At 32.6% G+C, this 5,483-nt stretch carries 6 protein-coding genes; all 6 read right to left on the reverse strand.

Annotated elements, in window-relative coordinates; all coding sequences use genetic code 11:
* Positions 1-358, reverse strand: a 358-nt coding sequence (locus tag AC1XJX_RS13385; RefSeq protein ID WP_482004494.1) for a hypothetical protein, incomplete at its 3' end; no start/stop codon positions are given.
* Positions 359-435: 77 nt separating this feature from the next.
* Entirely contained in the window at positions 436-936 is a 501-nt protein-coding gene (locus AC1XJX_RS13390; RefSeq protein ID WP_482004495.1) for a hypothetical protein, read from the reverse strand.
* Position 937: 1 nt separating this feature from the next.
* Positions 938-1,555, reverse strand: a complete 618-nt coding sequence (locus AC1XJX_RS13395) for a DNA methyltransferase (protein WP_482004496.1) — start codon at positions 1,553-1,555, stop codon at positions 938-940.
* The gene (locus tag AC1XJX_RS13400) at positions 1,552-1,692 is read right to left on the reverse strand and encodes a hypothetical protein (protein ID WP_482004497.1); all 141 of its coding nucleotides are present in this window, start codon (positions 1,690-1,692) and stop codon (positions 1,552-1,554) included. The genes AC1XJX_RS13395 and AC1XJX_RS13400 overlap by 4 nt, the downstream gene beginning before the upstream one ends.
* Positions 1,689-3,950 (reverse strand): DUF3987 domain-containing protein, encoded by a 2,262-nt coding sequence (locus tag AC1XJX_RS13405; RefSeq protein WP_482004498.1) that lies wholly within the window; start codon positions 3,948-3,950, stop codon positions 1,689-1,691. The genes AC1XJX_RS13400 and AC1XJX_RS13405 overlap by 4 nt, the downstream gene beginning before the upstream one ends.
* A 413-nt stretch (positions 3,951-4,363) precedes the next feature.
* On the reverse strand, positions 4,364-5,483 hold a 1,120-nt coding region (locus tag AC1XJX_RS13410; protein ID WP_482004499.1), incomplete at its 5' end, for a DNA cytosine methyltransferase.

Here is a 5,483-nt window from a genome sequence, read left to right on the forward strand (position 1 = left end):
TCAAAGCCTTACGAACTCGAACACCTCCAACTATTTGACCTTTCATCTTAACCGTTGCATCAATATAAAGTTCAACTGTAACAGGCATCTTCCAAGTGTTCAGATTTGCACCACCATTACACAATCTGCGAATCGTTGCGGCATTGGTTGCGTTAAGTACTAAAGGCTTAATTGATTCGTTAAAGTAAGCTATATTAAAGTTGCCTTTACTACCAGCAACTACTGCTCCTTGTTCGTGCCATACTTCATTAATAGTTACGATTAGAGATTGACCATTCTCTAACATTTCCTCTAGATCAATAACTCCGAGGTGGTCTGATTTGTAAGCTATTCGATAGCTAACGTCTTTTGTTTTCATATTATTTATGTTTTGTTTATGTAAAAATACTGATTAATTCAATACATGATACCATGCTATGCTAGTTTAGAATGATTCTAAATTATAGGTAAGATAACCGTATCAAACAAATCAAAGAAATCATCCATACCCCTGATGATATAATAGTCATTTCCATAGACTTCATTTAGTTTCTTTTCGTAACTCTTTTGATCGTCACTTTGTCGGTCCTTGTATTTCGTCTTAATGTTTTGTGCTTTAATCTCAATACAAAACAATCGGTTGTTCTTGCTTATCTCAACATCATGGTGACCTTTCTCAAATTCAGACTTTCGATAAAACGTGTTGACTTTCTGAATCTCTCTACCTGAAGGATGTATTAACGTTTCGGTTGTGCTGGTACGTTTAGCAGCTGAATCAGTAATCGAGAGCTTCAATCCTTTAGCTTTACAAAATGCCTTAAGATTTGCTTTGATTCCTTTCTCATTTGTATCGACTGCTATTGTAATGGCTCGACAGTTGTCCGGTACGTTAGGATATAAGATTCGATTCTCAAATAGTAAGATTTCGTATAAGCGGAGCTTGTTTGTTTTGGTCATGTTAAAATAGTTTAGTCTGCGCCATGTGGTTATTAATCCGCTGCATTGCCTTATCAAAGTATTCCTTATCCAATTCACAAGCTGTAAGGTCGAATCCGTAATCGTGACAAGCTATTGCTATACTTCCTGAGCCTAAATGCGTGTCGAGTATTTTATCTCCTTGCTTTGCGTAATTATCAAGAAGCCATTTGTATAATTTAATTGGTTTTTCTGTTGGGTGAGTCCTTGTAAATTGTATTTGCTGAATAGATGTTTTAATTATTTTAGCAGATTTATCAATACTTATCCAAGCATATTCGCACATTGCTTGGTCTAACCCTTCAGGCTGACATTTATCCCAACAAATCATACCTCTTGAATTTCCTAAAATATCTAAAAAATAATTACCACCCCAAATAATTTGATTTTTTGAAACTCTTTTTAATTCATTAAAATATTCTTGATTTGGTCTATCAATATCCCAATTTTTAGGTGTATATTTTATTTTTGAATTTTTATTTTTTTGCTTTCGTTTTGCGTAGTCAATCCCATAAGGAGGGTCAACAATAGCCAAATCAAAATAGTTGTCAGGATAACGAGCCATTAGCTCCATGTTGCATTCATTAGTTATATTTATCATATCCTTTCTTTCAATCGTTTAATTAATAGTTCCTTCTCATTTTCTAGTAATCGTTTTTTTTCTTTACTCACCATTTCCTTAATGCTTAAAATACCCAAACCTTCAGATACTTGTTTAGCGTTGTTTAGTGTTTTCATCCTTCTATTTTTTTAATTAAACGTTGTATTTGCACTCTTGAAACTCCTAACAATTCAGCAACCTTTGAACGGTTGAAATGTGGATCAGCTGAATGAATGGCTTTTAATTTATCAAATGTATTTTCAACACCTTTAGATGCTGTTTTCAAATCCTTTATTTCAGTTGCTTCAATTTTAATCTTCTTTGCATTCATTACAAAATAGTCACTTAATCTTTCAGCCTTCAATATGCTTTCTTTAGATATTTCCATTGAATTAACATTATCCTCAAATGCTGAAGAAAATAAATGTATCAATAAAGCAAACCTGGGGATGTAACTTTTTTGTTTTGGATACATAGATTTAAGATACTCATTCTCATCTTCATTATTTTGATGCTCCGTAATTTTATTAAATATCCTTTTCCATTCGATTTTAGCCTCTTTGTCAAACTTACTTAACTGCGTTTGTATTCTACCTTCATTATCTCTTTTTAGTAGCTTAGATTTGAGCGTTTGAAAAAAGTTAGTTATCGTATCAGAATACCATTGAATATCTGAATAGTGTAATTCATTCTCGTTATAAGAATCGACCTTTGCATCTGGAAACGTTAAAAGCATACGGTCCAAAAATCCATTATCTTTATTTTCATCCGTTGCAAACTGATTGAAGATACTCGGTTGGATACCACCAAGAACAGGAATAAATGGTTTTTCTATGAATGATCCCTGGCGAGTCATTCTATTAAGTGAAACCGATTTACCACTCCAACATGATAACCAAAATTCTAAATCTGATCCAGCACGATACTTATTCATATCCTTAAACCATCCTGCTAACTCATCTTTAAATACACCAACAGCATTATCACTTTCTTGGTGCAAATCAACTAATGCTTCCAATGTAATATCGTTTGCAATAAATTGAGATTTAATTGGTTTCTGAGGCTCAGTAAGTTCTTCTTTCTCTTTTTTTGGTAAACTCATGTAGTAATTATACTGTTCTAATTGTATATGATAGCGTTTTATCTCTTTGAAGTTTAATTTATTCAATGGAAATATAACGTTATTTATTGAAGGTGTTTTACCTATTCCAGCCTTACCAACAACTGCCACCCAAATAACTCCATTTTCGTTCCATCCACGCTTAACTTCAATCTCAAATGAATTACCAACACAAACCGATATTAACCACAATAAAGAACAACCCATGTAATCAATATTACTATCTAGTTTATTATTACATTCTAGTATGTAGTATTGAATTTCTTTAGGGAATATATCTAATGGAAAAGTAATATTTTCAATTGGTAAAGGCTTTTCAATTACAGGTTTATTCTCTTCAATTTTCTTCTTTAATCTACTTCCGAACCCTTGATCGTATAAATCAATTGATGCTGCTTTAAAATCTCCATTGTGATATTTGTAAGTATAAGCGGCAAATGCACTAACTAGCTTTTCATGTGGATAAATTGTCGCAGTTGTAAATAGAAACATGCATCCACTATCTCTGAATACATAACCAGAATGCGCAGCTTCAGAGCCATGACGTTTTATAAGATAGTGTTTCTTCTTTTGACCATTTGAAGGGACAAAGAAATCTTCTTGAATAACGCTCCAAATATCAGTCTTATCATTGAAATCTTGCCAGGGTGTTATTTCATCAGCTGAATAAATCTTTTTATCTTTCTTCGGCTCTTCAGGTTTTTCTTCTATAAAGTTATAGCTTTTAGAAATATTCCAAAGTGTTTCACGATCAGCATCCGTTACAAATTCAATTTCAAAGTAAGTCTTTTTAGCATATCTTTTATTTGGATACGCAAAAATATACCCACCTGTTCCCCTAGTTTCAATTAAACATTCTTTATGACCTTTCAGTTTTGCTATATCAGTATTACCTACAACTCGCTTTGATTTGTAAAGAATGTGAAATCCACCTGATCGAGTAACATAAACAGCAAATTTATCTTCAAAGTCAACTATTGAATCTTTTAAAGTTTGGTAGTATTCATTCCAAAACTCATCCTTTTCAATCTGAGTTGAAAATACTTTTGTATCAATATCTACACATTCAAGAAAATCAAATCCACCCATAAATCCAAATGCTTTTGTACTGGATCTATTTATGCTCTCAATCAGTTGTTCCCTAGATTGTTTTTGTGTTTGTAATATTTTCCATTCTTGATTTGGTTTTTTCTGTTCTCCAACAGTAACAACTGAGAAATGGTCCAAAAATGATAAAGCTTGTTGCTCTAACTTCTTTCTTTCTTCAACATTCATATTTTACATTTAATAAAAAAGCCCCTATTATACTCATCGGATACCACCTCGACTTTCTAATAAGGGCTAAATAAGACCTTTTGTTCTATAATGTGGTATCGAACTATTGGCAAATATAATATTTATTCTTTAAAATCCTACAAATATTTTAATTTAATTTAGTGTAACATGGTGTAACATGATGTTGCACCTAATGTTGCACCTACTTTTCAATGTTTATAGGGCTTTCAGAGCAAAAGTGTAACATGTAACATGATGTTGCACCAAAAAAATATTTTTTTTTATTTTAATTTTTATTTTACCAGGTGTAACCTATGTTACACGTTACAGGTTACACTATTAAAAAACCCCACCGATCACTCAATGGGGCTTAACCTAACCTACTTACAAAACATAAAGTGTAAAGATAGGTATTATAACTTTAAGTTTCTTAATATTTTTTCAAGCACTCTAACAGTAATTGAATTACCAGCTTGTTTGTATAGTTGTGAATCACTTACAACAAATTTAAACGTATCAGGAAAGTCTTGCAAACGGAAACATTCACGTGGTGTTAAACGTCTGATTTTGTACTGATCGATAACGCTTGGTGTATATCCACCACCCATACCCATTGCAGATGTCATACATGGAGAAATTCCATCACTATCATAAACCATTCTTTCATTATTTTTTCCTTTACCCCAATGAAATAAAGGTATTAAAACACCCTGATTACATTGTGTTGCTGATTTGACTTGAATAAGTTTAGGTAGTTTGTAATCAGTTGCACTTAAACAACCGATATACTTTCCTTCACTTGATGCAACACTTCCCTTTTGTCCACCCTTATTAATATTAGCAATTTCTACACTTCCTTTTTTCTCAAACGTTAATAATTCAACCATCTTCTCACTCAAAAAATACTTTTCATCAACTTCTGATTCAAGCACATCTTTTAACCGCTTAGTCAAATGCTCTTCTTTTGGAAATTGAAAACTATTATCTTCATCATCACGAATACCAACTAAAAAAACTCGTTCACGATTCTGAGGCACACCATGTTTCTTACTGTTCAAAACTTGCCAGTACAAATGATAAGGTACTGAATTTTCATAAGGAAATAGAATAGGCAGTCCATTAACTGATTTACCGCCTAACATATTTACCCATTCCTGAAACGTTTTACCTTCATCATCTGAAAGCAATCCTTTTACGTTCTCAAATATAAAGAAACGTGGTTTGTTCTTTTGTATAAATTCGTGACTGTTAAAAAACAAAATTCCCTTATCCGAATTTTTACCCTCACGTTTTCCAGCTAAACTGAAGCTCTGACATGGTGGTGAAGTCATGTAAATATCTAAAGAATCAGATGGTATTTCTCTTTCGTAAACATCTTTAGGATAATACTTTGGCTCACCATGGTTTGCAATATAGCTTTGACGAGCGTATTTATCCCAATCACAAGCGAATATAGTTTGAAATGGTGTTATTCTACCTAAAGCAAAATCAAACGCACCTACACCGCTAAAATCACTACCTACTTTTATCATA

The organism is Flaviramulus sp. (genome assembly GCF_982512915.1).